Below are 24,131 nucleotides of genomic sequence, written 5' to 3'. Positions count from 1 at the left end.
CCGGCGGTGTGCTGCTGCCGTTCTTCTCCTTCATGACCTTCCTGATCGCGGTCCCGACCGGTGTGAAGTTCTTCAACTGGATCGGCACCATGTGGAAGGGCTCGCTGTCCTTCGAGACCCCGATGCTCTGGGCCATCGGCTTCCTGATCACCTTCACGTTCGGTGGTCTGACCGGTGTCATCCTGGCCTCGCCGCCGATGGACTTCCACGTGTCCGACTCCTACTTCGTGGTGGCCCACTTCCACTACGTCGTCTTCGGCACCGTCGTCTTCGCCATGTTCTCCGGCTTCCACTTCTGGTGGCCGAAGATGACCGGCAAGATGCTGGACGAGCGCCTGGGCAAGATCACCTTCTGGACGCTGTTCGTCGGCTTCCACGGCACGTTCCTGGTCCAGCACTGGCTGGGCGTGGAGGGCATGCCGCGCCGGTACGCCGACTACCTGGCGGCCGACGGCTTCACCGCCCTGAACACGGTCTCGACCATCAGCTCGTTCCTGCTGGGCCTGTCGATCCTGCCGTTCCTCTACAACGTGTGGAAGACGGCCAAGTACGGCAAGCCGGTCGGCGTGGACGACCCGTGGGGCTACGGCCGCTCGCTGGAGTGGGCGACGTCCTGCCCGCCGCCGCGGCACAACTTCCTCACCCTGCCGCGGATCCGCAGTGAATCCCCGGCGTTCGATCTGCACCACCCCGAGATCGCCGCGCTCGAGCAGCTCGAGCACGCCGGTCACGGCACCGCCATCGCGGGCGAGAAGGAGGCCGGCAAGTGAGGATCCAGGGCCGGATGTTCATCTGGCTGAGCTTCTTCCTCCTGATCATGGCCGTCGTGTACGGCGTGTGGTCGAAGGAGCCCGCCGGCACCACGGCGCTCTTCCTGGCCTTCGGCCTGGCCATCATGATCGGCTTCTACCTGGGCTTCACCGCCCGGCGAGTCGACGCCGGTGCCCAGGACGACAAGGAGGCCGATGTCGCGGACGACGCGGGCGAGCTGGGTTTCTTCAGCCCGCACAGCTGGCAGCCGCTCATGCTGGGCGTCGGCGGCGCGATCGCCTTCCTCAGCATCGCGGTCGGCTGGTGGCTGATCTTCTTCGCCGCACCGATCATCCTCATCGGCCTGTTCGGCTGGGTGTTCGAGTACTACCACGGTGAGAACCGCACCCAGTAGCACGCGGTGACGCCGGCGCCGAGCGCGCCAGGAGCCCGGACCCTCCGTCAGGAGGGTCCGGGCTCCTGCTTTCGCCACGGCGCATCACCCGAACGACTTACGTACCGCGCCAAGCAGGTCCTCATCTCATAGCGTGATCATATGAATCACACTCCGCGGACCCGCACCGTCGTCAGCTGCGCGTTGCTGGTGATCGCCCTCGGCGCGGGCGTCACCTCCTGCGGTTCGGACGGCAACCCTCTGTCGGCCAGTCCGTACGACGCGGCGGGCGAGATCTCCTTCAACGGCCCCACCGAAGCGGGGAAGCGGGCCGACCCGGACAAGCCCCTGGAGATCACCGCCGAAAGCGGTGAGGGGCGGATCACCGACGTCACCGCCCAGGACTCCACAGGGCGCTTCGTGGCGGGCGAACTCGCCGCCGACGGCAGCCGCTGGCACAGCATCTCCCCGCTGGCCGCGAACGCCCACTACACGGTCCGCGTCAGCACCGAGGACGACGACGGGGCGCCCGGCCGCAAGGTCCTCACCTTCGACACCAGCAAGCCCACCAGCAAGCAGCGGCTGAACGTCACGTTCGGGCCCGAGGCGGGCGTCTACGGCGTCGGGCAGCCCATCACCGCGCAACTCGACCGCGAGGTCAAGGACAAGGCGCAGCGGGCCGTCGTGGAGCGCGGCCTGCGGGTGGACTCCGTGCCGGCCGTGCAGGGCTCCTGGTACTGGGTCAGCAACAAGGAGCTGCACTTCCGCCCCAAGGACTACTGGCCCGCCCACGCCACCATCCAGGCGCACAGCAACCTGGAGGGCGTGAAGATCAGCGACCGGCTCTGGGGCGGCAAGGCGAAGGCGTTGAAGATCACAACCGGTGACCGGATCGAGGCGATCACGGACGCCTCCACCCACCAGTTGACGTACTACAAGAACGGGCAGCAGGTCGAGCAGATCCCGGTCACCACGGGCAAGCCCGGCTTCGAGACCCGCAACGGGGTCAAGGTCGTCCTGGAGAAGCAGTACTTCGTACGCATGCGCGGCACCACCGTCGGCATCGCCGAGGGCAGCTCCGACTCCTACGACCTGCCGGTGTACTACGCCACCCGGGTCACCTGGTCCGGCGAGTACGTGCACGCCGCGCCCTGGTCGGTCGGCTCCCAGGGCTCCGCCAACGTCAGCCACGGCTGCACCGGGATGAGCACGTCCAACGCCGAGTGGTTCTTCGACAACGTCCATCCGGGTGACATCGTCAAGGTGGTCAACTCCAACGGCGACCCGATGGAGCCCTTCGGCAACGGCTTCGGCGACTGGAACCTGGACTGGAACAAGTGGCGCACGGGCAGCGCCCTGACGGCGGGCACGCCGGACGCCTCGGCACCGTCCCGCGACGCCCCCAGGCTGCGGCCGGTGGCCCTGTGACCCGGGGCGCGGGGCGGTACGGCCCGCCCCGCGCCCCAGGCCCGCCCGTCAGACGCCCAGCAGCCGCTTGCGGCGCAGCAGGGAGGCCAGGGCGGAGGCGAACTCCACCGGCTCCACCGGCAGCGTCACAGCGGCGTCCGCACGGCTCCAGGTGGCCAGCCAGGCGTCCTGCGGCCGCCCCATGAGCAGCAGCACGGGCGGGCAGTCGAACACCTCGTCCTTGATCTGCCGGCACACCCCCATGCCGCCCATCGGCACGGCCTCGCCGTCGAGCACGCACACGTCGATGCCGCCCTTGTCCAGCTCGCGCAGCACCGCCTCGGGCGTCGCGCACTCCAGGAACTCCACGGCCGGCACGTCCGGCGCGGGCCGCCGCCCGGCGGCCAGCCGCACCTGCTCGCGGGTGTTGGAGTCGTCGCTGTACACCAGCACTGTGGCGGTCGGCTGCATGCTTCCTCCGAGACGTGGGCGTCGTGCGGACAGGGCCGTTCGTGGCGGATGTTACTCCCATGAACACCACGTCAACACCGGTTCGGCGGGGCAAGACACTCCGAACGGCACCCCCCGGAGTGAGGGCGGGATAAGCGACCGACATAATGTCGGTCGTGGCGACAGCAACGACAGTAGAAACCGGGCACGCGCACCCGTCGGTCAATCGGCCGAACCTCACCAGCGTCGGAACCATCATCTGGCTGAGTTCCGAGCTGATGTTCTTCGCGGCCCTCTTCGCGATGTACTTCACCCTCCGGTCGGTGACCGGACCGGCGCACTGGAAGGAGATGGCGGAGGCACTCAACGTGCCGTTCTCCGCCACGAACACCACGATCCTGGTGCTCTCCTCGCTGACCTGTCAGCTCGGCGTCTTCGCCGCCGAGCGCGGGGACGTGAAGAAGCTCCGTGGCTGGTTCATCCTCACCTTCATCATGGGCGCGATCTTCATCGGCGGTCAGATCTACGAGTACACGGAGCTGGTGAAGAAGGACGGGATCTCCCTGTCCTCGGACCCGTACGGCTCGGTGTTCTACCTGACCACCGGCTTCCACGGCCTGCACGTGACGGGCGGTCTCATCGCCTTCCTGCTGGTCCTCGGCCGTACATACGCGGCGAAGAGGTTCACGCATGAGCAGGCGACCGCCGCCATCGTCGTGTCCTACTACTGGCACTTCGTCGATGTCGTCTGGATCGGCCTCTTCGCCACGATCTACCTGATCAAGTAGCCGGGACCGTTCCCGCACATCCAGCATCGACGCAGAAGATCCTGACACCGGGGTAATCCGTGAAAAAGCTCTCCGCACGACGACGCCATCCGCTGGCGGCGGTCGTCGTCCTACTCCTCGCGCTGGCGGCCACTGGGGGGCTGTACGCCGCGTTCGCGCCCGCGAGCAAGGCACAGGCCGATGAAACCTCCCAGTCCCTGACCATCAAGGAGGGCAAGAAGCTCTACGAGGTCGGCTGCGCCAGCTGCCACGGCACCGGTGGCAAGGGCTCCTCCGACGGGCCGAGTCTGGTCGGCGTGGGCGCCGCGGCCGTCGACTTCCAGGTCGGCACGGGCCGCATGCCCGCCTCGACCTCGCAGATGGCGCAGATCCCGCGCAAGAAGGTCGTGTACACGCAGGCCCAGATCGACCAGCTCGCCGCTTACGTGGCGTCGCTGGGCGCCGGCCCGAACGTGCCGACGAAGCAGCAGTACGGCCCGGAGGGCGCGGACATCGCCAAGGGTGGCGAGCTGTTCCGCACCAACTGCGCGCAGTGCCACAACTTCACCGGCAAGGGCGGTGCCCTCACCAAGGGCAAGTACGCGCCGAGCCTCGAGGGCGTGGCCCCCAAGCACGTCTACGAGGCCATGCAGACCGGCCCGCAGAACATGCCGTCCTTCCCCGACACCACGATGTCGGAGAAGAACAAGAAGGACATCATCGCGTACCTGAACGCGGTCAACGGTGACGAGACGGTCAACCCGGGCGGCCTCGAGCTGGGCGGCCTCGGGCCGGTCAGCGAGGGTCTGTTCGCCTGGATCTTCGGTCTCGGCGCACTGATCGCGGTTGCCGTGTGGGTCGCCGCCCGGACCGCAAAGGCCAAGAAGTCATGAGTAGCCAAGACATTCCAGAAGAGAACCTGCCTTCGGCGCAGGACCACGCGCACGGCGCCGTGAGCGTCGCGGACGAGGCGAACCCGTTCGCGGACCCGGGGCTGCCGCCCCACGAGCACCGGATCCAGGACATCGACGAGCGGGCCGCCAAGCGGTCCGAGCGCGTCGTGGCCCTGCTGTTCACGGTCTCGATGCTGGCCACCGTCGGCTTCATCGCCTCGTACGTGACGATCACGCCCGACACCTCGGTCTACATCTTCCCGATCGGGCACATCAGCGCGCTGAACTTCGCGCTCGGCCTGACCCTGGCCGTGGCGCTGTTCTGCATCGGCGCGGGCGCGGTCCACTGGGCCCGCACCCTGATGTCCGACGTGGAGGTCGCCGACGAGCGGCACCCGATCGCGGCCTCCCCGGAGGTCCGCGCCAAGGTCCACGCGGACTTCCGCGAGGGCGCCAAGGAGTCGGCGCTCGGCCGTCGCAAGCTGATCCGCAACACGATGCTCGGCGCGCTCACCCTGGTGCCGCTCTCCGGCGTCGTCCTGCTGCGCGACCTCGGTCCGCTGCCCGGCACCTCGCTGCGGCACACCCTGTGGGCCAAGGGCAAGCTCCTCGTCAACATGAACACGAACCAGCCGCTGCGTCCCGAGGACGTCGCCGTCGGTTCGCTCACCTTCGCCAGGCCCGAGGGCCTGGAGGAGACCGACGAGGACTTCCAGAACGAGATCGCCAAGGCCGCCCTGATGATCATCCGGCTGCAGCCGGGCAACATCAAGGACAAGCGCGAGCTCGACTGGTCGCACGAGGGCATCGTCGCCTTCTCGAAGATCTGCACCCACGTCGGTTGCCCGATCTCGCTGTACGAGCAGCAGACGCATCACGTCCTGTGCCCGTGCCACCAGTCCACCTTCGACCTCTCCGACGGTGCCCGAGTGATCTTCGGCCCCGCCGGTCACGCCCTGCCGCAGCTCCGCATCGGCGTGAACGACGAGGGTTACCTCCAGGCGCTCGGCGACTTCGAGGAGCCCGTCGGTCCTGCATTCTGGGAGCGCGGATGAGCACCAACGGAAACAACGAGCGACGCGGCAAGGCGCCGGCAGGCGAGCGCGTCGCGGACTGGGCCGACGGCCGGCTGGGGATCTACTCCCTCGCCAAGGCCAACATGCGCAAGATCTTCCCCGACCACTGGTCGTTCATGTTGGGCGAAGTGTGCATGTACAGCTTCATCATCATCATCCTCACGGGTGTGTACCTGACGCTGTTCTTCCACCCGTCGATGAACGAGGTGGAGTACCACGGCAGCTACGTCCCGCTGCAGGGCCAGCTGATGTCCGAGGCGTTCAACTCGACCCTGCACATCTCCTTCGACGTGCGCGGTGGTCTGCTCATCCGGCAGATCCACCACTGGGCCGCGCTGATCTTCCTCGCGGGCATGTTCGTGCACATGATGCGCGTGTTCTTCACCGGCGCCTTCCGCAAGCCGCGTGAGATCAACTGGCTGTTCGGCTTCCTGCTGTTCGTCCTGGGCATGTTCACCGGCTTCACCGGTTACTCGCTCCCGGACGACCTGCTCTCCGGCACGGGTGTGCGCTTCACCGAGGGCGCGATCCTGTCCATGCCGATCGTCGGCACGTACATCTCGTACTTCCTCTTCGGCGGCGAGTTCCCCGGCCACGACTTCGTGGCCCGGTTCTACTCGATCCACATCCTGCTGCTGCCGGGCATCATGCTCGGCCTGATGGTGGGCCACCTGATCCTGGTCTTCTACCACAAGCACACGCAGTTCGCGGGTCCCGGAAAGAGCAACAAGAACGTCGTCGGCATGCCGCTGCTGCCGGTGTACATGGCCAAGGCCGGAGGCTTCTTCTTCCTGGTCTTCGGCGTGATCGCGGCCATCGCCGCGGTCACCCAGATCAACCCGATCTGGGCCATGGGCCCCTACCGGCCCGACCAGGTGTCCACCGGCGCCCAGCCCGACTGGTACATGGGCTTCGCCGAGGGTCTGGTCCGCTACATGCCGGGCTGGGAGATCAACTTCTGGGGTCACACGCTCGTCCTGGGCGTGTTCATCCCGCTGGTCCTCTTCGGCCTGGTGCTCGCCGCGATCGCGCTCTACCCGTTCATCGAGTCCTGGGTCACCGGGGACAAGAACGAGCACCACATCCTGGACCGCCCGCGCAACGCCCCGACGCGCACCGCGTTCGGCGTCGCCTGGATCACGGTCTACATGGTCGGCCTGGTCGGCGGTGGCAACGACCTCTTCGCGACCCACTTCAGCCTGTCGCTGAACGCGGTCACGTGGTTCGTCCGGATCTCCTTCTTCGCCGGACCGGTCATCGCCTTCATCGTCACCAAGCGGATCTGCCTCGGCCTGCAGCGCCGGGACCGCGAGAAGGTGCTGCACGGCCGTGAGACGGGCATCATCAAGCGCCTGCCGCACGGTGAGTTCATCGAGATCCACGAGCCGCTCAGCCAGGAGCAGCTCCACACCCTCACCGCCCACCACCAGTACGAGCCGGCCGAGATCGGCCCGACGGTGGACGAGAACGGTGTCGAGCGCAAGGTGAAGGGGTCCGAGAAGCTGCGCGCCAAGCTCAGCAACGCCTACTACGGCGAGGACAACCAGATCCCGAAGGCAACCGTCGAGGAGTACCGGGAGATCACCAGCGGCCACGGCCACCACTGATCCCCGAGCGTCGCCACGCCACAGTCGAAGGGCCCCGTCCGGCTTGCGGACGGGGCCCTTCGCCGTGTCCGGGGCTGGATAGGGTGGGAGCACACCGTTGTGCGACGACACCCAGGAGCGGCTATGAGCGCTGTGACCCCCGCTGGAGGCGACACCGCGGCGGGCCGTTCCTGGCCCGCCCTGCTGAACGGCCTGCTGGACGGCCGGGACCTGTCCGCCGACGACACCGCCTGGGCCATGGACCTCATCATGCGCGGGGAGGCGACCGACGCCCAGATCGCCGGGTTCATGGTGGCGCTGCGCGCCAAGGGCGAGACGGTGCAGGAGATCACCGGACTCGTGCGGACCATGTACGAGCACGCCAATGTGATCGAGGTGCCCGGGCCGGCCGTCGACATCGTCGGCACCGGCGGCGACGGCGCGAAGACGGTGAACATCTCCACCATGTCGTCGATCGTCGTCGCCGGCACCGGCACGAAGGTCGTCAAGCACGGCAACCGCGCCGCGTCCTCCGCCTCCGGCTCCTCCGACGTGCTGGAGAAGCTCGGCATCAACCTGTCCCTGACCCCGCGGCGGGTCGCCGAGGTCGCCGAAGAGGCCGGCATCACCATCTGCTTCGCGGTGAAGTTCCACCCGTCGCTGCGCCATGTGGCGGCGGCGCGCGGCCAGTTGGGCATCCGCACCACCTTCAACGTGCTCGGCCCGCTGACCAACCCGGCCAAGGTGCGCGCCCAGGCGGTCGGCGTGGCCGATCCGCGCATGGCGCCGATCGTGGCCGGGGTGCTGGCCGAGCGCGGCAACTCCGCCCTGGTCTTCCGGGGCGACGACGGGCTGGACGAGCTGACCACCACCTCGACGTCCCGGGTGTGGGTGGTCCGGGACGGCGAGGTCGCCGAGGAGCGCTTCGACCCCCGGGACGCCGGCATCGAGCTGGTCCCCGTGGAGGCGCTGCGCGGCGCCGACGCCTCGTACAACGCGGAGGTGGCCCGGCGCGTGCTGGACGGCGAGCACGGTCCCGTCCGGGACGCGGTGCTGCTGAACTCGGCTGCGGCGCTGGTCGCCCTGCGGCCGTCCGGCGAGCCGCTCACCGAGCAGCTCCGGGCCGGCATGGCGAGGGCGGCGGAGTCCATCGACAGCGGTGCGGCGAAGCGGACGCTGGAGCGGTGGGTGGCGGCCAGCAACGCCTGACCCGCCCCGGTGCGGCGCGAGGCGCGGTCCGGATGCCGGACCGCGCCTTGCGCATAGAAGATCGTGTGGCAGGATACTGAACCAGGTCATGAGTGACAGCCATTCGGCCCCGGCCGGCTGTCCGGCAACCCTCCGTCCGTGGCGGGGTGCCCCGGGTGAGGACCAGGTCGTGGGCAGCGAGGTCCACGGCAAGCGCGGACCCCTCGCGCGGCTCCTGAAGGAGCGCGGGACCAGGGGTCCTGGTCGTCGAGGGAGCCTTCTGTGAGCAAGCGAATGCGATAGGGCGTAGAGCCCCGCCTCCGCGTACCCCTTTTCACCTTCCGCCGTGCTCGAGCCGTACCGCTCGCACGGTGATTCCAGCCTGCCTCACGGGAGTTCACCATGTCCGTCTCCACCGCTGCCGCCGTCCAGACCATTTGTGGCGAGCTGCCCGTTCTGGGCCGCGACGTCTCCGTCCCGCTCGTCACGGGCGGCGAGGTCGCCTACGCCGCGCTCGACTACGCCGCCAGCGCCCCCGCCCTGCAGCGCGTCTGGGACGACGTCGCCGCCTACGCGCCGTACTACGGCAGCGTCCACCGCGGCGCCGGCTACCTCTCCCAGCTCTCCACCGACCTGTTCGAGAACGCCCGCCGGACGGTCGCCGGATTCCTCGACTGCCGCGCCCAGGACCAGGTGGTCTTCACCCGCTCGACCACGGACTCCCTGAACCTCCTCGCCCGGGCGCTGCCGGCCGGCTGCGAGGTCTTCGTCTTCGAGACCGAGCACCACGCCGCCCTGCTGCCGTGGCGGGACGCGCGGGTGACCGTCCTCGACGCGCCGCGCACCCCGCGGCAGGCCGTGGAGACGCTGGAGCGGGCCCTCGCCGACCGCGACCCGTACGGCCCGGCCCTGGTGTGCGTCACCGGCGCCTCCAACGTCACCGGCGAGCTGTGGCCGGTGCGCGAGCTGGCCGCCGCGGCCCACGCGCACGGGGCCCGGATCGTCCTGGACGCCGCCCAGCTCGCCCCGCACCACCCGGTGTCCGTCCGGGACCTGGACGTCGACTGGGTGGCCTTCTCCGGGCACAAGCTGTACGCGCCCTTCGGCTCCGGCGTGCTGGCCGGCCGCGCCGACTGGCTGGCCGCGGCCGAGCCGTACCTCGCGGGCGGCGGCGCCAGCCGCAGGGTCACGCGGCGCGAGGACGGGGGAGTGGACGCGGAGTGGCACGAGAGCGCCGCCCGCCACGAGGCCGGCTCCCCGAACGTCATCGGCGCCTACTCCATCGCCTCCGCCTGCAAGGCCCTCACCGAGGCCGGCTGGGAGGCCCTGGTGGCCCGCGAGCAGCACCTGATCGCCCGGGTCCGGGCGGGTCTCGCCGAGGTCCCGGAGGTCAGGGTGCTGTCGCTGTTCGGCGACGACGCCCCGCGGGTCGGCGTGATCTCCTTCGTGGTCGAGGGCTGGAACAGCTCCCACTTCGCCGCCGCGCTCTCCGCCGAGTACGGCATCGGCGTCCGCGACGGCCTGTTCTGCGCCCACCCGCTGGTGCGCACCCTGCTGGGCGGCGACCCCGGGGCGCCGGGAGAGTGCGGGGCGCCCGAGGCCGCGCCCGGCGAGAGGTCCCTGAACGCGGTCCGGGTCAGCTTCGGGGCGGGCACGCCCGACGAGCACGTCGAGCGCTTCGTCGACGCGGTGCGGGAGCTGGTCCGCGACGGCGCGCGCTGGCGCTACCGCACCGAGGACGGCCGCTGCGTGCCGGTGCGCGACCAGGTCTGAGCCGCAGGCGCGACGTCAGGCGGCGTTCACGAGTCGAGGCCGATCGCGAACGCCGCCTCCAGGTCGTGCTGGGAGTAGGTGCGGAACGCGACGTGCGTGTCGGTGCCCTCCACGCCGGGGATCTTGCTGATCCGCCCGGGGATGACGTCGGCCAGGTCGTCGTGCCGCCGCACCCGCACCATGGCGATCAGGTCGTAGGTGCCCGTGACGGAGAAAACCTCGCTCACCGAGTCCAGCGAAGCGATCTGCTCCGCGATCTCGGGGATCCGGTCCACGCTGGTCTTGATCAGGACAATCGCGGTGATCACGGTTGGTTCTCTCCCTCGGGGGCCGGGGCCGGTGCGGTCCTCACTCTAGTAGTCGGCCCGTAGCGCACCCACGCGTAGCCGAAGCCGAGGCCGAAGCCGATCAGGTGGGCCAGGTAGGCCACCCCGGGACCCTGGCCGGCACGGCCCGCCGCGAGCCACTGCAGGGCCGCCCAGAAGGGCAGCACGACCCAGGCCGGGAAGCGCAGGGGGAGGAAGAACAGGAAGGGGAGGAGACTGGTCACACGGGCACGTGGGAACAGGTAGAGGAACGCTCCGAGAACCGCCGAGATCGCCCCCGAGGCGCCCACCAGCGACTGTCCGGAGGCGGAGTTGGCGGCCGCGTAGCCCAGCAGGGCCAGGTAACCGCAGCCCACGTAGAAGAGGGTGAACTCGACCCGGCCCATCCGTTCCTCGGTCATCAGCCCGAAGACGAAGAGGAAGAGCATGTTCCCGAGCAGATGCACCCAGCTGCCGTGCACGAACAGCGCGGTGACCGGGGTCAGGGCCGCCCGGAGCGAGGGCTCGAACAGCTCGGCCGGGACCACGCCCCAGTGCCGGAAGTACGCCCGCTGCGCCGCGAACAGCGCGCCGCCCGAGCCGTACGCCGGGGTGAGGCCGGAGGCCGGGCCCAGCACGAAGATCACGGCGCACAGGACGAGGAGGACGTACGTCATCGGCGCGGAGACGCCCCGGACCGCCCGGAACGCATCCCGGGCCGCCGTGCCCCAGGTGCGGATCATGACTACAGAGCATGACGTAACGGGACACAGGTCGACAGATCGCCTCGCCGCCGTGGACGGACGGGCGGCGATCGACCGGCAGGCCGTAGGGTTACGAGCCACACGCGTCGGGGAGCGGCGCGGACGTCCCGAGAAGGAAGCGAACAGTCACGATGACGGTTCCCCTGCCGACCGCCACGACACGGTGGCGCTGCGCCCTCTGCGGCAACCTCACCCGCTTCGACGTGACCCGCTCGTCGAAGGTCGTCGAGTACGTTCACCTCGACCTCGCGGGCGAGCCGACGGTGGAGGAGCGCGAGGTGGTCAGTGAGACCATCGAGTCGGTCCGCTGCCGCTGGTGCAACGCGGTGGACCAGGTGGAACTCGTGGACAGGCCGGGCGCCGGCTCCTGAGCGGAGCGGGCCCCGTAGAGGTATTGGGGTGTGACGGATGGTGGAGACCGCAGGCGGGGGGCCGGGCGACGGCACCGCTGAGGTGCTTGACCGTCCGCTGCCCGACGGCGTGCGCCGGCGGGTCGTGCAGATCGTCTCGGACGGCTTCGGACTGCTGACCGTGACGGAACTGCCCGCCCAGTTGCGGCAGTACGCCCGGTTCGCCCCCAATCGCCGGGCCAAGTTCGCCGGTAACGCGATGGCGGCCGCGGTGGAGACCGACACGCTGTTCCGGCAGCGGATCGGGGAGAAGTTCAGAGAGGCGCAGCCGGAACTCTCCGGCGCCCTCGACTCCGGCTCGCCGCCCCCGGCCGCGGATCCGCTCGATGTGGCGGCCGCGGCCTACGTACTGCGGCCCGCGGGCTGGGTGAAGCTGGTGACCGCGGCCGGCGAGGAGGCGCAGCGCGCCGACGCCGAGCGGGCCGACGAGGAGAGCCGCGCCGAACTCGAGCGGCTGCGCGCGGAGCTGGACCAGGCCCGCGAGCAGACCCGTACCGAGACCGAACGGCTGCGCGCCGAGGCGGAGTCGGCCAAGCGGGAGGCGGAGTCGCTGCACCGCAAGCTGCGGGCCGCGCTCAGCGACGTCAAGCGCGGCGAGGCCGCGTTGCGCAAGGTCCGCGGCGAGATCGACGCCGTGCGCGCCGAGGGGCACGCGCAGCTCTCGGCCGCGGAGAGCGAGTCCCGGCGGCTCAAGGCGCGCCTGGGCGAGGCGGAGGCGGCGCTGGAGGCCACCCGCCGGGCCGCCCGCGAGGGCCGCAGCGTGGAGGACATGCGGGTCCGGCTGCTGCTGGACACCCTGCTGGACGCCGCCCAGGGGCTCCGGCGCGAACTCGCCCTGCCGCCGGTCTCCGTGCGCCCGGCCGAGACCGTGGACGCGGTCGAACCGGGACGGATGACCCCGAAGGACATCGCGGCCCGGGCGCTGTCCGAGAACGACCCGGCGATCCTCGACCAGTTGCTGGCGCTGCCGCAGGCCCATCTGGTGGTCGACGGCTACAACGTCACCAAGACCGGCTATCCGCAGATGCCGCTGGAGAAGCAGCGGCTGCGTCTGCTGGGCCAGCTCTCGGCGCTCGCCGCGCAGACCGGCGCCGAGGTGACCTGTGTCTTCGACGGGGCCGAACTGGCCGCGCCGGTGCTGCTCGCGCCGCCCCGCGGAGTGCGGGTGCTGTTCTCCAAGCCGGGCGTCACGGCGGACGAGCTGATCCGCCAGCTCGTGCGCGCCGAGCCGCCGGGCCGTCCGGTCATCGTCGCCTCGACCGACCGGGAGGTGGCCGACGGGGTGGCCCGCGCCGGGGCCCGGCCCGTCGCCTCTGCGGTACTTCTGAAGCGACTGTCCTGAACGTGCAACGCGCATATGCATTGCCCGAATTGGCCGTATCGTCACGCAACGTAGCGTCAATCGGGCATCACCGCACGTGAGTTGTGTGCAAAGAATGCGTTGCGTCACCGGATTTTTCGCCGCGGGGATTTGAACTGATCACAACTGGGTCACTAAGGTCTGGGCTCGAACCTCCGAACGGGTGATCACTCACAAGAAGGAGATCGTCCCTCGTGGCGTCCCATCGTCGACCCAAGCAGCCCAGCCGCACGCGTGTCACCGTGCTGACCACCGCGGCCGCCGCCGCCGTCGTGCTGAGCGCGAACGCCGCCAACGCCGCTCCGAGCGAGAAGCTCGGCAAGGACGAGGTCAAGGCGAAGGTCGACAAGCTCTACGAGCAGGCGGAGCAGGCCACCGAGAAGTACAACGGGGCCAAGGAGAAGCAGCAGAAGCTGCAGAAGGAAATCTCCACCATCCAGGACAACGTGGCCCGCGGCCAGGAGGAGCTCAACAAGCTCCGCGACGGCCTGGGTTCGCTGGCCACCGCGCAGTACCGCTCCGGCGGCATCGACCCCTCGGTCCAGCTCTTCCTGTCCGCCGACCCGGACGACTACCTCGACAAGGCCTCCACGCTCGACCAGTTGAGCGGCCAGCAGGTCGAGGCGCTGAAGAAGATCCAGGACAAGCAGCGCGAACTCGCCCAGGAGCGGGCCGAGGCCACGGAGAAGCTCAAGGACCTGGCCTCCACCCGTACCGAGCTGGGCAACAAGAAGCAGGAAGTCCAGGGCAAGCTCGCCGAGGCGCAGAAGCTGCTCAACACCCTGACGGCCAAGGAGAAGGCGGCCCTCGCCGCCGAGCAGCAGCGGGCCAACCGCTCCTCCACCGACCGGGTGGACCTGGGCAACGACTCCTCCGCCTCCGGCCGGGCCGCCGCGGCCTTCTCCGCCGCGCAGAGCAGGATCGGCTCGCCGTACGTCTACGGCGCCACCGGTCCGTCCTCCTTCGACTGCTCGGGCCTGACCTCCTGGGCCTACGCCCAGGCCGGCGTCTCCATACCGCGCACCTCCCAGGCCCAGGCGGGCTACGGCGCCCACCTGTCGCAGAGCCAGCTCCAGGTCGGCGACCTGGTGTTCTTCTACGGCGACCTGCACCACGTCGGCCTCTACGCCGGCAACGGCCAGGTGCTGCACGCCCCGCACACCGGCGCCGTGGTCCGCTACGAGTCGATCAACAACATGCCGTTCCAGTTCGGCGTCCGCGTCTGACCCCGCCCGGCGCCGGTCCCGGAGCGCCCGAACGGGCGAATCCCGAGTACCGCGACTGACCCTCCGCCCCGCCCTGACCTGCGTCAGCGGCGGGGTGCGGTGGTTGTGGGGCCGTTGACGGCCTTTGGCCGCCGTCCTCCCGCACGGTTACTGTCTGCCGCGTTTCCCCGGCGCGGGGGTCTCCCCGTCCCCCGCGCCGGAGAGACCGCTCCTGTCCGCCAGCAGAAGGACCGCCGTGGGTTCCCATCGCCGTCTCGCACCGTCCGGGTTCGACCGGGGCGCCTCGGTCGCCCTGTGCGCGCTGTCGGCCGCTGCCGCCGCCCTCGGGGCCGCACCGGCCGGCGCGGCGCCGCACCACGACACCCGTGCCGAGGTGGACCGCCTCTACGAGGAGGCGGAGAAGGCGACCCAGGCCTACGACAAGGCCGACGAGCGGGCCGACGCGCTGCGCCGCGAGGTCCGGGACGCGCAGGAGCACATCGCGCGCCGGCAGCAGCGTGTCAACACCATGCGGGAGCGGCTGGGTTCGCTGGCCGGCGCCCAGTACCGCTCCGGCGGCCTCGACCCGGCCGTCGCCCTCCTCCTGTCCGACGACCCGGACGACTACCTCGACCGGGCCGCCACCCTCGACCGCATCGGCGTCCAGCAGGCCGGACAGCTCCGGGAGTTGCGCGGCGAGATGCGGCGACTCGCCCAGGAGCGGGCCGAGGCCGCCGGGAAGCTCGCCGAGCTGGAGCGCAGCCGCAAGGCCGTCGGCACCCACAAGCGGATCGTGGAGCGCAAGCTCGCCCGGGCCCGGCAGCTGCTCAACTCCCTGCCCGCCGCCGAACGCGCCGCCTACGACCGCGCCTCCCGCGCCGGCCGCGCCGATCTGCCCGGACTGCCGGACCTGGCCGGCGCCGTCGCCCCCGACGCCCGCGCCGCGGCCGCCGTCGCCGCCGCCCGCTCCGCCCTCGGCCGCCCCTACGTGTGGGGCGCCAGCGGCCCCTCCGGCTTCGACTGCTCGGGCCTGATGCAGTGGTCGTACGCCCGGGCCGGCGTCCATCTGCCGCGCACCTCCCAGGACCAGCGGCACGCCGGCCGGCAGATCCCGCTGTCCCAGATGCGCCCCGGCGACCTGGTCGTCTACCGCTCCGACGCCAGCCACGTGGGGATGTACGTCGGCGACGGCCGGGTGATCCACGCGCCCTACCCGGGCGCGCCGGTGCGCTACGACCCGGTCGGCATGATGCCGATCTCCTCCGTCACCCGGCCCTGACCCTCCGGGGCCCCGGCCCGATCCGTGGGACGCACCCCGTGTCACGCGCCGTACGATCGGCGGGTGACTGTTCGTGGACGGGCCCGGCGGACGTGGCGCGCCGCGGCGGCGGGGCTCTGCCTGCTGCTCCTGCCACCCCTGGCCGGGTGCGCCGGACGGACGGCCGCCGACCCGGTCACCGCCGAGGTGCAGCGGGTCCTCGACAAGCGGTCGGCGGCCCTGCTCGGGCACGACGAGAAGGCCTTCGGCGCGACCGGCGCCCGCACCGCCTACGTCCGGCTGCGCGCGCTCCCCCTGGCCTCCTGGGCGTACCGGGTGACGGACCTGCGCCGCCGCGGCGGCGGCGCCACCGCCGACGCCGAGCTGCGCTACCGGGTCGCCGGCTACGACCGGGCTCCGGTCAGCGTCCGCCGCACCCTCACCCTGCGCCGCGCCGACGGCGCCCGGTGGTACGTCACCGGCGACCGGCCCGCTGGGAAGTCCGGTCAGCAGCTCTGGGACCAGGGCCCGGTCACCGCCGTCAGGGGCGCCCGCAGCCTGGTCCTCGGAACCGGCCAGGGCGCCGCCGAGCTGCGCCGCTACGCCCGGCTCGCCGACCGCGCCGTACCGGCCGTCTCCGCGGCGTGGGGGACGTCCTGGCCCCGGCGGCTCGTCGTCCTGGTCCCGCGCAGCCTGGAGGGCATGGCGGGACTCCTCGGCTCGCCCGCCTCCGGCTACCGGGGCATCGCCGCGGTCACCACCGGCGAGGCCGGCAGCCCGGGGAGCGCGCCTGCGGACCGCGTGGTGGTGAACCCGGAGGCGTACGCGGTGCTGGGGGAGACCGGCAAGCAGGTGGTGCTCACGCACGAGACCACCCATGTGGCCACCCGGGCGCACACCACCGCCGCCACCCCGCTCTGGCTTTCCGAGGGCTACGCCGACTGGATCGGCTACCTCGGCACCGGCCGCACACCGGCCGAGGCCGCTCCGGAACTGAGCCGCGCGGTCCGGGACGGCAAGGTGCCGGCCGCCCTGCCCACCGACGGCGACTTCGCCTTCAGCGGCGACCCCGACCGCCTCGCGCAGGCCTACGAGGGCGGCTGGCTGGCCTGCCGGATGATCGCCGCCCACTGGGGCGAGAGCCGCCTCGGCGCCTTCTACCGTGCCGTGGGCGCCCACGGCGAGCGCGCCGGCGCCCTCGACGAGGCCCTGCGCAAGACCCTCGGCACCACCCCGAAGGCGTTCACCGCCCAGTGGCGCGACTACGTGCGGGATCAGCTGGGCTGACCGGCACCGGCGCGGCGCCCGCCGGGACGGTGGACCGCCACAGGGTGCGGGCCGCCGAGAGGGCCGCGGTGACGAGCAGGGCGTTGCGCAGCAGGAGCAGGGCCACGCCGTAGGCGTCGCTCTGGATGACGTGGACGAAGCCGACGGGGAACTCCAGCAGCGTGACGAGGGCGGCCGCCAGGACCAGGGCGGCGGGCCGGCCCGTCCGGCTCGCCGGGAAGCACCCGCAGACGGCGGCCAGCCCGATCAGCCACACCAGGTACTGCGGGCTGAGCACCCGGCTGGTGACGGTGAGGAGCAGCACCGCGGTGAAGGCCGCGTCGGCGAGTGTGTGCGGCTCGAACCGGACCGCCCGCAGCCGCCACAGCAGCAGCCAGCACAGGGCGCCGGCGCTCAGCGCCACCGCGGCCTTGCCGATCAGCCCGGCGTACGGGCCGAGGAACTCCACCGAGCCGTAGTTCAGCACCACTTCGCCCGGCCAGCCGAAGCGCCGGGCCACATGGAGGACCAGGCCGCCCAGCGACTCCACCTCGGTGCCCCGGTCCCGCTGGAAGGCCAGGAAGGCGAAGGCGCCCGGCATCGTCACCGCGAACAGCGCCGCGCCCCCGCCCGCGGTCACCGCCGCCGAGAGCCACGCCCGCAGCCGGGTGGCGCCCACCAGCAGCAGTACGGGCCACACCTTCAGCAGCGCCCCGAACGCCGCCAGCGCGCCCAGCACCCGCGGGTGGCGGGTCCCGGCGAGCAGCGCCGCCACGGCCACCGCCGTCACCATCAGGTCGTACCGGGCGTACGCCGTCGGGCCGAGCAGCGGCAGGCCCGCCACCCAGATCCACGCGCCGCGCGACGACCGCCCGGGCCGCCGGCCGGCGTACGCCAGCAGCCCGGACACGGCCAGGTCGGCGAGGCAGGTCAGCACGAAGAAGGCGGGCGCGTAGCCGAGGAACGGCAGCAGGGCGGGGGACAGGATCGCCAGCGCGGCCGCGGGCGGGTACTGCCAGGTCACGTCGTTCAGCGGGAACGAGCCCTGGCGCAGCACCTCGGACCAGCCCTGGTAGATCACCGACACATCGGTGGTGACGTCCGCGCCGGGCAGGGAGACCACCCGGAAGACCAGCAGCAGCAGCGCCAGCCGGGTGGCGCACCAGGTCCACGGCAGCGCCGCCGGCCACCCGCCCGTCCTCTTCACCCGCGCTCCCGTCCGTCCGCCGTCCAGGGTCAGGGAACCATGATTCCCCAGCGGGCCGCGGGCGCGCGGTAGGGTCGGCGGCGATGCACAAGACCCTCATCGTGACCAACGACTTCCCGCCCCGGCCGGGCGGCATCCAGGCCTTCCTGCACAACATGGCCCTCCGGCTGGACCCCGAGCGGCTCGTCGTCCACGCCTCCACCTGGAAGCGCGGCGAGGAAGGCGCCCGAGCCACGGCCGCCTTCGACGAGGAGCAGCCCTTCACCGTCGTACGCGACCGTACGACCATGCTGCTGCCGACGCCCGGGGCGACCCGGCGGGCGGCCGGGCTGCTGCGGGAGCACGGCTGCACCTCGGTGTGGTTCGGGGCGGCGGCGCCGCTCGGCCTGATGGCGCCGGCCCTCACGAAGGCGGGCGCCCGGCGGCTGGTGGCGACCACCCACGGGCACGAGGCGGGCTGGGCCCAGCTGCCCGCCGCCCGGCAGCTCCTGCGCCGCATCGGCGAGTCCACGGACACCCTCACCTACCTCGGCGAGTACACCCGCTCCCGGATCGCCGCCGCCCTCACCGAGGACGCGGCCCGGCGCATGACGCAGCTGCCGCCCGGGGTCGACGAGAAGACCTTCCACCCGGACTCCGGCGGTGACGAGGTGCGGGCGCGGCTCGGGCTCACCGAGCGGCCGGTGGTGGTGTGCGTCTCGCGGCTGGTGCCGCGCAAGGGCCAGGACACCCTCATCCAGGCCATGCCCCGGATCCTGGCCGCCGAGCCGGACGCCGTGCTGCTGATCGTCGGCGGCGGGCCCTACGAGCGGGACCTGCGGCGGCTGGCCCGGGAGACCGGCGTGGAGGCCTCGGTCCGCTTCACCGGCGCCGTGCCCTGGGCCGAGCTGCCCGCGCACTACGGCGCGGGCGACGTCTTCGCCATGCCGTGCCGCACCCGGCGCGGCGGACTGGACGTGGAGGGGCTCGGCATCGTCTACCTGGAGGCCTCCGCCACCGGGCTGCCGGTCGTCGCCGGCGACTCGGGCGGCGCGCCCGACGCGGTGCTGGACGGCGAGACCGGCTGGGTCGTCCGGGGCGGCGAGCCCGCCGAGGCGGCCGAGCGGATCACCGCTTTGCTCGGCGACGCGGGGCTGCGCCGCCGGATGGGCGAGCGCGGCCGCCAGTGGGTCGAGGAGAAGTGGCGCTGGGACCTGCTCGCGGAGCGGCTCAAGGCGCTGCTCTAGCCGAACCGCCGCGCACGGCGCGGGCCCTTACCGGACCACCGCGCACGCGCGGGCTTTCCCCAACCACCACGCACGGCGCGGGCCCTCACAGGAGGACCCGCGCCGTGACGCTCGTTCAGCAGGCGGTCTACTTCGCGTAGATCGCCTCGATCTCGTCCGCGTAGTCCTTCGCCACCACGTTCCGCTTCAGCTTCAGCGACGGGGTGAGGTGGCCCGACTCCTCGGTGAACTGGGCGGGCAGGATGCGGAACTTGCGCACCGACTCGGCCTTCGACACCGCGGCGTTGCCGTCGTCGATCGCCGCCTGGATCGCCGCCCGCAGGTCCGGGTCCTCGCTCAGCGACGCCGCGGTGCAGCCGGCCGGCTTGCCGTGCTCCGCGGCCCAGCGGCCCAGGAACTCCTCGTCGATGGTGACCAGCGCGCCGACGAACGGCCGCCCGTCGCCCACCACCATGCACTCGGCGACCAGCGCGTGCGCCCGGATGCGGTCCTCTATCACGGCCGGGGCCACGTTCTTGCCGCCCGCCGTGACGATGATCTCCTTCTTGCGGCCGGTGATCCGCAGATAGCCGTCCTCGTCGAGGGTGCCTATGTCACCGGTGTGGAACCAGCCGTCCGCCAGCGCCTCGGCGGTCGCGCCCGGGTTGTTCCAGTACTCCTTGAACAGGTGCTCGCCGTGCAGCAGCACCTCGCCGTCGTCCGCTATCCGGACCACCGAGCCGGGCAGCGGCTGGCCGACCGTGCCGATCTTCTGCCGGTCCCAGGGGTTGAACGCGGTGGCCGCGCAGGACTCGGTCAGGCCGTAGCCCTCCAGCACCGTGAAGCCGATGCCCCGGAAGAAGTGGCCGAGCCGCTCGCCCAGCGGGGCGCCGCCGGAGATCGCGTACTCGCCGCGGCCGCCGAGGACCGCGCGCAGCTTGCCGTAGACCAGCCGGTCGAAGACCTTGTGCTTGATCTTCAGGCCGAGGGACGGGCCCGAGGGGGCGTCCAGCGCCTTGCTGTAGGCGATCGCGGTGTCGGCCGCCTTGTCGAAGATCGCGCCCTTGCCGTCCGCCTGCGCCTTGGCGCGGGCCGTGTTGTAGACCTTCTCGAAGACCCGGGGCACGCCGAGGACCAGGGTCGGCCGGAACGCGGCCAGTTCGTCGGTGAGGTTCTTGATGTCCGGGACGCAGCCCAGCTTGATCGGCGCCATCATCGGGGCGATCTGCACCAGCCGGCCGAAGACGTGCGCGAGCGGCAGGAAGAGCAGCACCGAGCACTCGCCGGTGCGGAACAGCGGACGCAGCCGCTCGACGATGTTGCCGCACTCGGCGAAGAAGCTCCGGTGGGTGAGCACACAGCCCTTGGGGCGGCCCGTCGTGCCGGAGGTGTAGACGATGGTCGCCGGGTCGTCGGCCCGGGCGAGCGAGCTGCGCTCCTCCACGGTCGCGTCCGCGACGCCCTGGCCGAGCCGGGCCAGTTCCTCCAGGCCGCCGGCCTCGATCTGCCAGACGTGCTTCAGCGCGGGCAGCGAGGCCCGCACCGACTCCACGGCCTCGGCGTGGCCGTCCAGCTCCACGACACAGGCGGTCGCGCCCGAGTCGGACAGGATCCACTGCACCTGCTCCGGCGAACTGGTCTCGTACACCGGCACGGTCACCGCGCCCGCGCTCCAGATCGCGAAGTCCATCAGCGTCCACTCGTACCGGGTGCGGGACATCAGCCCCACCCGGTCGCCCGGCTGCACTCCGGCGGCGATGAGGCCCTTGGCGGCGGTGTGCACCTCGGCGAGGAACCGGGTCGCCGTCACGTCCTGCCAGACGCCGCCCACCTTGCGGGCGATGACGGCGACGTCGGGATGCTGCGCGGCGTTTCTGCGGACGATGTCGGTCAGGTTGCCGTCGGCAGGGACCTCGTACAAAGCCGGAAGGCTGAACTCGCGCAAGACTGCTGCTCCTCATAGGGCGCCGGCGCCACGACTCTGTGTGATGCGACGGTGCGGTCCAAGGCTCGGGAGTGCTCCGGAGATCACATGCGGATTCACATGTTGAAATCCTGAGCACGACTGGACGGCCCGGACGTTACCCGCCGGTATGGCTTCTACGACAGGGGGTCCCGGTGAGATGTTCGCTGCGTCACACAGGTTGGCGTTCCTTCGCGCACAGTAGTCCACGGCACAACCGACCGGCGAGTAACCGCAGGCCGGACCGGCACTGTTCACAAGGGCCGCGCGCCGCCTACGCTTGATCGCCATGGCACCCACACCGACCGGCGGCCGCAGGACACGGGTCCACGTGGTCAGCGACGTGCACGGCAACGCCCGCGATCTCGCCCGCGCCGGCGAGGGTGCGGACGCCCTGATCTGCCTGGGCGACCTCGTCCTCTTCCTCGACTACGCCGACCACTCGCGCGGGATCTTCCCCGACCTGTTCGGCGAGGAGAACGCGGACCGGATCGTGGAACTGCGCACCGCCCGCCGGTTCGAGGAGGCCCGGGCCTTCGGCGCCCGGCTGTGGTCCGGGATCGGCGCCGACCGGGCCGCCGCGATCGAGCGCGCGGTGCGCAAGCAGTACGCCGAGCTGTTCGCCGCGTTCCCCACACCGACGTACGCCACCTACGGCAATGTCGACATGCCGCCCCTGTGGCGGGAGTACGCCCGGCCCGGCACCACCGTGCTGGACGGCGAGCGGGTGGAGATCGGCGGCCGGACCTTCGGCTTCGTCGGCGGCGGACTGCGCACGCCGATGCGTACGCCGTACGAGATCGACGACGAGGAGTACGCGGCGAAGATCGAGGCGGTCGGCGAGGTGGACGTGCTGTGCACCCACATCCCGCCCGAGGTGCCCGAACTGGTCTACGACACGGTCGCCCGCCGCTTCGAGCGGGGGAGCCGGGCGCTGCTGGACGCCATCCGCCGCACCAGGCCGCGCTTCGCCCTGTTCGGGCACGTCCACCAGCCGCTGGTGCGCCGGATGCGGATCGGCGCGACCGAGTGCGTGAACGTGGGGCACTTCGCGGGCACCGGCCGGCCGTGGGCGCTGGAATGGTGATCGGAACGCCGACGCGGACGGGGTGAAGGCGGCAGGTCGGGGGCGCGGTAGCCTTCACGCTGCACACACGTGCGCGGCCCGCGCACGGCAAGAGTCTCTTCGGTCCGTATCTGGAGGAGCCACGGCGATGGCGGAACACACCAGTTCGAGCATCACGATCGAGGCGGCTCCGGCCGACGTCATGGCGGTGATCGCCGACTTCGCCCGCTACCCGGACTGGACCGGCGAGGTCAAGGAGGCCGAGGTGCTGGCGGCCGACGAACGGGGCCGCGCCCAGCAGGTCCGCCTCGTCATGGACGCCGGCGCCATCAAGGACGACCAGACGCTGGCCTACACGTGGACCGGCGAGAACGAGGTCTCCTGGACCCTGGTCAAGTCCCAGATGCTCCGCTCACTCGACGGCTCGTACATCCTCAAGCCGACGGGACCGGGCGCCACCGAGGTGACCTACCTGCTGACGGTGGACGTCAAGATCCCCATGCTCGGCATGATCAAGCGCAAGGCCGAGAAGGTCATCATCGACCGCGCCCTGGCGGGTCTGAAGAAGCGCGTGGAGTCGGGGGAGAAGTAGTCACCCCGTCCGGAGCCCGCGCACTCCGTTACCGTTCAGCCTCATGCGCACCCTCCTGATCACGGGCCCGGGCGGCAGCGGCCGTACGACCATCGCCGCCGCCACCGCACAGCGCGCCGCGGCCGCCGGCACCCGCACCCTGCTGCTCGGCGCCGACCACACCGACACCCTCGGCGCGGCGCTGGGCACCGGGACGGGACCGGCCCCCGCCGGGGCCGCCGAGAACCTCACCGTCTGGCGGCCCGACGCGGCCGACCGGTTCCGGCAGGACCTCACCGCCTTCCAGTCCCGGGCCGCGAACGTCCTGAACCTCCTCGGCGCCGCCCGGCTGGACGCCGAGGAGGTCACCCCGCTGCCCGGCGCCCAGGAACTCTCCTTCCTGCGGGCCCTGCGGGACGCCGCCCTCTCCGAGCGCTACGACCTCCTCGTCGTCGACCTGCCGCCGCTCCCGCAGGCCCTGCCCCTGCTCGCCCTCCCCGAGGAACTGCGCCGCTACCTGCGCCGGCTGCTGCCCCCCGAGCGGCAGGCGGCCCGCGCCCTGCGCCCGGTCCTCGGCCGGCTGGCCGGCGTGCCCATGCCCGCCGAGTGGCTGTACGAGACGGCGGCCCGCTGGGACATGGAACTGGCCGCCGTGGACGCGGTGCTCACCGACCGGCACACCTCCGTACGCCTGGTCGCCGAACCGGGCCCGGCCGGCGCCGACGCCGTACGCGCCGCCGGCCTCGGCCTCGCCCTGCGCGGCCTGCGCCTGGAGTCCGTGGTCGCCAACCGGGTGCTGCCCGACACCGTGCCCGACACCTGGCTCGCCGGACTCCTCGCCCAGCAGCTCAAGACACTCGCGGAGTGGCAGACGGAGCACGACGTCCACCGCGTCCCGCACCTCGGCCGCGACCCGCACGGCGCCGACGACCTCGACGCCCTCGCCGTGCCCGGCGTCAACCCGGCGCCCGCCCCGGTCGAGTGGCCCGTCACCGACGCCCTCGCCGCCGACGGGGTGCTGGTCTGGCACATCCCGCTGCCCGGAGCCGTCCGGGACGACCTGGACCTGATCCGCCGCGGCGACGAACTCGTGGTGACCGCGGGCCCCTTCCGGCGGATCGTTCCGCTGCCCTCCGCCCTGCGCCGCTGCACCGTCGCCGGCGCCGGGCTGCGCGAGGGCGAGCTGCGCGTCCGGTTCGCCCCCGACCCCGGGCTGTGGCCCGGCGCGGGCCGGTGAACCGGGTAGGCCGTTCGGGTAACGTCGTAG

At 71.7% G+C, this 24,131-nt stretch carries 23 protein-coding genes and 1 riboswitch; of the genes, 18 read left to right on the top strand and 5 right to left on the bottom strand.

Going from position 1 to position 24,131, the window contains the following annotated elements; genetic code table 11:
• The 3 genes from ACZ7JA_RS34300 to ACZ7JA_RS34290 all read left to right on the top strand — a co-directional run.
• Window positions 1-770 (top strand): cytochrome c oxidase subunit I (locus ACZ7JA_RS34300; protein ID WP_351673573.1); only part of this gene is annotated, 770 nt, incomplete at its 5' end.
• Window positions 767-1,165, top strand: coding sequence for a cytochrome c oxidase subunit 4 (locus tag ACZ7JA_RS34295; protein ID WP_351673575.1), 399 nt, complete (start codon window positions 767-769; stop codon window positions 1,163-1,165). The genes ACZ7JA_RS34300 and ACZ7JA_RS34295, both read left to right, overlap by 4 nt.
• A 141-nt stretch (window positions 1,166-1,306) precedes the next feature.
• The gene (locus ACZ7JA_RS34290) at window positions 1,307-2,572 is read left to right on the top strand and encodes a L,D-transpeptidase (protein WP_389304151.1); all 1,266 of its coding nucleotides are present in this window, start codon (window positions 1,307-1,309) and stop codon (window positions 2,570-2,572) included.
• Window positions 2,573-2,620: 48 nt separating this feature from the next.
• On the opposite strand, the gene ACZ7JA_RS34285 is transcribed toward ACZ7JA_RS34290, so the two are convergent.
• Window positions 2,621-3,022: a response regulator gene (locus tag ACZ7JA_RS34285; protein ID WP_389452172.1), complete on the bottom strand. Its 402-nt coding sequence runs from the start codon at window positions 3,020-3,022 to the stop codon at window positions 2,621-2,623.
• A gap of 146 nt (window positions 3,023-3,168) precedes the next feature.
• Here ACZ7JA_RS34285 and ctaE point away from each other — a divergent pair, with 146 nt between their 5' ends.
• The 6 genes from ctaE to ACZ7JA_RS34255 all read left to right on the top strand — a co-directional run bounded on the left by ctaE (window position 3,169) and on the right by ACZ7JA_RS34255 (window position 10,284).
• Window positions 3,169-3,789 carry an aa3-type cytochrome oxidase subunit III gene (ctaE, locus tag ACZ7JA_RS34280; RefSeq protein WP_143636562.1) on the top strand — a complete coding sequence of 207 codons (621 nt, stop codon included), beginning with the start codon at window positions 3,169-3,171 and terminating at the stop codon, window positions 3,787-3,789.
• A gap of 59 nt (window positions 3,790-3,848) precedes the next feature.
• Window positions 3,849-4,661, top strand: coding sequence for a cytochrome bc1 complex diheme cytochrome c subunit (gene qcrC, locus ACZ7JA_RS34275; RefSeq protein ID WP_351673581.1), 813 nt, complete (start codon window positions 3,849-3,851; stop codon window positions 4,659-4,661).
• A complete protein-coding gene (gene qcrA, locus ACZ7JA_RS34270; RefSeq protein ID WP_351673583.1) occupies window positions 4,658-5,716 on the top strand; it encodes a cytochrome bc1 complex Rieske iron-sulfur subunit in 1,059 nt (352 codons plus the stop codon). Before qcrC ends, qcrA begins: the two co-directional genes overlap by 4 nt.
• The gene (qcrB, locus tag ACZ7JA_RS34265) at window positions 5,713-7,344 is read left to right on the top strand and encodes a cytochrome bc1 complex cytochrome b subunit (protein ID WP_389452169.1); all 1,632 of its coding nucleotides are present in this window, start codon (window positions 5,713-5,715) and stop codon (window positions 7,342-7,344) included. The genes qcrA and qcrB overlap by 4 nt, the downstream gene beginning before the upstream one ends.
• 123 nt (window positions 7,345-7,467) lie before the next feature.
• Entirely contained in the window at window positions 7,468-8,532 is a 1,065-nt protein-coding gene (gene trpD, locus ACZ7JA_RS34260; RefSeq protein WP_389304155.1) for an anthranilate phosphoribosyltransferase, read from the top strand.
• Window positions 8,533-8,616: 84 nt separating this feature from the next.
• Window positions 8,617-8,733: riboswitch (SAM riboswitch) on the top strand.
• Window positions 8,734-8,913: 180 nt separating this feature from the next.
• Entirely contained in the window at window positions 8,914-10,284 is a 1,371-nt protein-coding gene (locus ACZ7JA_RS34255) for an aminotransferase class V-fold PLP-dependent enzyme (RefSeq protein WP_351673589.1), read from the top strand.
• Window positions 10,285-10,310: 26 nt separating this feature from the next.
• Here the strand turns inward: ACZ7JA_RS34255 and ACZ7JA_RS34250 are convergent, their stop codons facing one another.
• Both ACZ7JA_RS34250 and ACZ7JA_RS34245 read right to left on the bottom strand, forming a co-directional pair.
• Window positions 10,311-10,592: an Lrp/AsnC family transcriptional regulator gene (locus ACZ7JA_RS34250; protein WP_351673591.1), complete on the bottom strand. Its 282-nt coding sequence runs from the start codon at window positions 10,590-10,592 to the stop codon at window positions 10,311-10,313.
• On the bottom strand, window positions 10,589-11,332 hold the full coding sequence (locus tag ACZ7JA_RS34245; protein ID WP_351673593.1) for a rhomboid family intramembrane serine protease: 744 nt from the start codon (window positions 11,330-11,332) through the stop codon (window positions 10,589-10,591). The genes ACZ7JA_RS34250 and ACZ7JA_RS34245 overlap by 4 nt, the downstream gene beginning before the upstream one ends.
• A gap of 152 nt (window positions 11,333-11,484) precedes the next feature.
• Between ACZ7JA_RS34245 and ACZ7JA_RS34240 the strand changes: the two genes are divergently transcribed.
• The 5 genes from ACZ7JA_RS34240 (at window position 11,485) to ACZ7JA_RS34220 (ending at window position 16,873) form a co-directional block, all read left to right on the top strand.
• A complete protein-coding gene (locus ACZ7JA_RS34240) occupies window positions 11,485-11,724 on the top strand; it encodes a hypothetical protein (RefSeq protein WP_029382693.1) in 240 nt (79 codons plus the stop codon).
• A 37-nt stretch (window positions 11,725-11,761) separates the two neighbouring features.
• Window positions 11,762-13,105 carry an NYN domain-containing protein gene (locus tag ACZ7JA_RS34235; RefSeq protein WP_351673595.1) on the top strand — a complete coding sequence of 448 codons (1,344 nt, stop codon included), beginning with the start codon at window positions 11,762-11,764 and terminating at the stop codon, window positions 13,103-13,105.
• Between the two features lie 212 nt (window positions 13,106-13,317).
• Window positions 13,318-14,349, top strand: a complete 1,032-nt coding sequence (locus ACZ7JA_RS34230) for a C40 family peptidase (protein ID WP_389452162.1) — start codon at window positions 13,318-13,320, stop codon at window positions 14,347-14,349.
• Window positions 14,350-14,584: 235 nt separating this feature from the next.
• Complete coding sequence (locus ACZ7JA_RS34225; RefSeq protein WP_389452159.1) at window positions 14,585-15,607, top strand: C40 family peptidase; 1,023 nt, start codon at window positions 14,585-14,587, stop codon at window positions 15,605-15,607.
• Window positions 15,608-15,670: 63 nt separating this feature from the next.
• Window positions 15,671-16,873, top strand: coding sequence for a hypothetical protein (locus ACZ7JA_RS34220; protein WP_351672697.1), 1,203 nt, complete (start codon window positions 15,671-15,673; stop codon window positions 16,871-16,873).
• Here ACZ7JA_RS34220 and ACZ7JA_RS34215 read toward each other — a convergent pair.
• Window positions 16,830-18,059, bottom strand: a complete 1,230-nt coding sequence (locus tag ACZ7JA_RS34215) for a glycosyltransferase family 87 protein (RefSeq protein ID WP_351672699.1) — start codon at window positions 18,057-18,059, stop codon at window positions 16,830-16,832. The two genes, ACZ7JA_RS34220 and ACZ7JA_RS34215, sit on opposite strands and share 44 nt — an antisense overlap.
• An 83-nt stretch (window positions 18,060-18,142) precedes the next feature.
• Here ACZ7JA_RS34215 and ACZ7JA_RS34210 point away from each other — a divergent pair, with 83 nt between their 5' ends.
• Entirely contained in the window at window positions 18,143-19,285 is a 1,143-nt protein-coding gene (locus ACZ7JA_RS34210; RefSeq protein ID WP_470812287.1) for a glycosyltransferase family 4 protein, read from the top strand.
• A 127-nt stretch (window positions 19,286-19,412) separates the two neighbouring features.
• Here the strand turns inward: ACZ7JA_RS34210 and ACZ7JA_RS34205 are convergent, their stop codons facing one another.
• Window positions 19,413-21,209, bottom strand: coding sequence for an AMP-dependent synthetase/ligase (locus ACZ7JA_RS34205; RefSeq protein WP_389452156.1), 1,797 nt, complete (start codon window positions 21,207-21,209; stop codon window positions 19,413-19,415).
• Between the two features lie 307 nt (window positions 21,210-21,516).
• On the opposite strand from ACZ7JA_RS34205, the gene ACZ7JA_RS34200 reads away from it, so the two are divergent.
• The 3 genes from ACZ7JA_RS34200 to ACZ7JA_RS34190 all read left to right on the top strand — a co-directional run bounded on the left by ACZ7JA_RS34200 (window position 21,517) and on the right by ACZ7JA_RS34190 (window position 24,101).
• Window positions 21,517-22,314, top strand: a complete 798-nt coding sequence (locus ACZ7JA_RS34200; RefSeq protein WP_351672705.1) for a metallophosphoesterase family protein — start codon at window positions 21,517-21,519, stop codon at window positions 22,312-22,314.
• A 127-nt stretch (window positions 22,315-22,441) separates the two neighbouring features.
• Window positions 22,442-22,885 (top strand): SRPBCC family protein, encoded by a 444-nt coding sequence (locus ACZ7JA_RS34195; protein ID WP_351672707.1) that lies wholly within the window; start codon window positions 22,442-22,444, stop codon window positions 22,883-22,885.
• A 43-nt stretch (window positions 22,886-22,928) separates the two neighbouring features.
• Window positions 22,929-24,101: an ArsA family ATPase gene (locus tag ACZ7JA_RS34190; protein WP_389452153.1), complete on the top strand. Its 1,173-nt coding sequence runs from the start codon at window positions 22,929-22,931 to the stop codon at window positions 24,099-24,101.
• Window positions 24,102-24,131: the final 30 nt, after the last annotated feature.

The organism is Streptomyces sp. NPDC038135, assembly GCF_055601245.1.
Note: the sequence above shows the minus strand (reverse complement) of the source record. Positions and strands in the feature narration are given on the sequence as shown.